Below are 387 nucleotides of genomic sequence, written 5' to 3'. Positions count from 1 at the left end.
GATAGCAAACTGGTTCATGGCGGACTTCCAGTCATAAGTCGTGCGAACGGACTTCGTCAGTACGTTGCGCAGTGCCAACCACAGCAACTTGATCGCCGCCTCATCCGAAGGGAAGTGGCCACGAGTCTTGATGATCTTGCGCAACTGCATGTTCAAGCTCTCAATGGCATTGGTTGTGTAGATCACCCGCCGGATATCGGACGGGAACACGAAGAACGGTGTGACGTACTCCCAGGCGCGTCGCCACGACTGCACGATCATTGGGTACTTGACGCCCCACGGGCCGTCGGCGAAGTCCTGCAGCGCCTGCCCGGCCTCCTGTTCGCTGGCCGCGCTGTAGATCGGCCGCAGCGCCTGTGCCAGCACCTTGCGCTCCTTGTAGTTGGC

1 protein-coding gene is annotated in these 387 nt (G+C 59.9%); it reads right to left on the bottom strand.

The window, feature by feature from the left end:
- A partial coding sequence (locus tag J8I34_RS34465) for a transposase (RefSeq protein ID WP_209808647.1) occupies positions 1 to 387 on the bottom strand: 387 nt, incomplete at both ends.

It is taken from the genome of Cupriavidus phytohabitans (genome assembly GCF_017815025.1).
Classification (GTDB): Bacteria; Pseudomonadota; Gammaproteobacteria; order Burkholderiales; family Burkholderiaceae; genus Cupriavidus.
This window is presented reverse-complemented; position numbering and strand designations above follow the sequence as displayed.